2 protein-coding genes and 1 pseudogene are annotated in these 2713 nt (G+C 41.8%); 2 read left to right on the top strand and 1 reads right to left on the bottom strand.

The features are described from left to right. Positions 1-1402 (top strand): SulP family inorganic anion transporter (locus F6K20_RS33030; protein WP_287297579.1); only part of this gene is annotated, 1402 nt, incomplete at its 5' end. Positions 1403-1754: 352 nt separating this feature from the next. Here F6K20_RS33030 and F6K20_RS33025 read toward each other — a convergent pair. After that, positions 1755-2300, bottom strand: a complete 546-nt coding sequence (locus F6K20_RS33025; RefSeq protein WP_287297577.1) for a pyridoxamine 5'-phosphate oxidase family protein — start codon at positions 2298-2300, stop codon at positions 1755-1757. A gap of 27 nt (positions 2301-2327) precedes the next feature. Here F6K20_RS33025 and F6K20_RS33020 point away from each other — a divergent pair. Beyond that, positions 2328-2713: pseudogene (locus tag F6K20_RS33020) on the top strand (hypothetical protein); the annotation flags it as partial.

Here is a 2713-nt window from a genome sequence, read left to right as displayed (position 1 = left end):
TGGTAAATACATTACCCTGATGCCCTACACAGTGATATCTGGCTTTATGTCAGGGATTGGTGTGATCATTCTGCTGTTACAGATTGGTCCATTTTTCGGGCATCCGAGTTCTGCCAATGTGGTACAGTCTGTCCTGGATTTTCCTAGGTTCGTGGCTAATCCCCATTTTGCCGCTACCGGTTTAGCAATCCTGACTCTGGTGATTATGTTTGGATCACCTCGGAGGCTGAATCGATTAATTCCATCCCCCCTACTAGCACTGATAGTCTGTACATTGATATCGGTTGTCTTCTTCGGAGACCTCCCAGACAGCGAGCTCAGACGGATTGGAGAAATCCCCACAGGCTTACCCAAGCTGTATTTGCCAGTCTTCAATTTCAGCCAAATCAAAGACATGATTGGCTATGGTCTAATGTTAGCCACCTTGGGTGCCATCGACTCTCTGTTAACTTCCCTGGTTGCTGATAATATTACCCGTACCCAGCACGACTCTGACCGGGAATTAATTGGTCAGGGTATCGGTAATACGATTGCTGGCTTGTTTGGTGGCCTACCTGGTGCTGGTGCTACCATGCGGACGGTAATCAATGTTCAGGCTGGTGGTCAAACTCCGATTTCAGGCATGATTCATGCCCTAGTGCTGCTGGTGATTGTTGTGGGTGCGGGAAGCCTGACTCAAAGTATTCCCCATGCTGTACTAGCGGGCATCTTGATTAAAGTAGGAATCGATATTATTGACTGGAGCTTCCTCAAACGAGCCCATCAAGTCTCCATCAAGGCAGCAGCATTAATGTATTTAGTGTTATTCATGACTGTATTTGTTGACCTAATTACAGCCGTTGCCGTTGGGGTGTTCATTGCCAACCTGTTGACTGTCAAAAACCTCAGTCAGCTACAGATTGATCAGGTCAAGGAAATTACTGCTCCTGATGATGGTGAAAATAGTTTGAGCTATGAAGAAAAACAGCTTCTGAAACAGGCTCGTGGTCGAATTTTCCTATTCCGTCTCGGCGGGCCAATGAGCTTTGGTGCAGCCAAGGCTATCTCTCAGCGGATGGGGATTGTGGAAAAGTATGATGTCCTGATCTTAGATCTGAGCGATGTTACCTTGTTGGGAGTGACGGCTTCTCTAGCGATAGAGAATATGGTTAAAGAGGCTCGTGGCAAACGTCGTGATGTGTTTATCGTCGGTGGTAGTGATAGGGTTAATCAAAGGCTGGAAAAGTTGAAAATCCTGGAACTATTACCAGCAAGAAACCGAGTTAGCGATCGCATCGAGGCATTAGAGCAAGCAACTGCCTTGATTACGGGAGAGCAATCACATATCAATAGTGATTTAGCCCAGGAAAATCCCATAGAGGTCAATAGCGCTGCCGCTAATTTAGACCAAACTAAACAATAAGTTGGTTTGGTTGTTTGTCAGAATGCAGAATGCAGAATGCAGAATGGTGAATGCAGAATGCAGAATGCAGAATGGTGAATGCAGAATGCAGAATGTAGAATGCAGAATGTAGAATGCAGAATGTAGAATGTAGAATGTAGAATGTAGAATGTAGAATGTAGAATGCAGAATGGTGAATGGTGAATGTAGAATGTAGAATGTAGAATGTAGAATGTAGAATGTAGAATGTAGAATGTAGAATGTAGAATGCAGAATAAAAAAAATTACAATTCTAAATTTAAAATTCTAAATTTTAAATTCTAAATTCTAAATTTTAAATTTTAAATTCTAAATTCTAAATTCTAAATTATTGTTAATTATCTAAAAGATTAGTCGGTAACCCATCTATACTCTCAGTATTTTTGGCTTGCCAATACTCGTGAATTCCCTTTTCTCCCTTGTTATTCGCCCACTTGAGCAGAGTTTCCCTCTCTCCTTTTAAGTCATACAAGGGTACACCATAACCACAGGAGGTTTGGGCAGATTCTACATTCAATACAATAATTTGCCTTTCCCCTGGTAGGCTATTGAATAGGGAGTAGACTGTTTCCCATTCCTTATCCCTAGGTCGAATTACCTGACCGTGACCATAAAGGCGGAGAATTAATGGCTTTTCAGTGAAGCTACAAAACATAATTGTCATTCTGCCATTTTCCAGCAAATGAGCAGATGTCTCGTTACCGCTACCGGTTAAATCTAGATAAGCCACTGTTCTACTATCAATACACCGAAAAGTGTTAATACCTTTGGGGGATAGGTTAATACGACCTTGATGGGGAGCTGTGGCTGTAAAAAATATCTTTTGCTCCTCAATAAACTCTCTTAAATCTTGATTGATTTCTGAGTAAAACTTAGCCATAGTTTACCACAGATTACTCTAGTAATATTGTATCATAAAAATACGCAAATAAAACGCGATCACAGTTATCTAATTTATCTAATTTATCTATCAGCTAATGCGTTACGCGCAACTATCGATAATAAGTTATCTGCAAATAACTATACATTAAATTTTATTACCCCGACTCCCAACTCCCAACTCCCAACTCCCGATTCCCGATTCCCGACTCCCGACTCCCGATTCCCGAATCCCTGTTCCCTTTGGTATATTAACCTTGACGCCTTTGGAGTCATACCAGTGTCTAACGAAATAGACGATATTCAGCCTGAGCAACACAACAGTTCTGACGCTCAACTGTCCCCACAACAACAGGGGCAACGACTAAAAGAATTAGCACTAGTCTTTTTTAAATTGGGGACAATTGCCTTTGA

The organism is Moorena sp. SIO2C4 (genome assembly GCF_010672485.1).
GTDB classification, from domain to species: Bacteria; Cyanobacteriota; Cyanobacteriia; order Cyanobacteriales; family Coleofasciculaceae; genus Moorena; species Moorena producens.
Note: the sequence above shows the minus strand (reverse complement) of the source record. Positions and strands in the feature narration are given on the sequence as shown.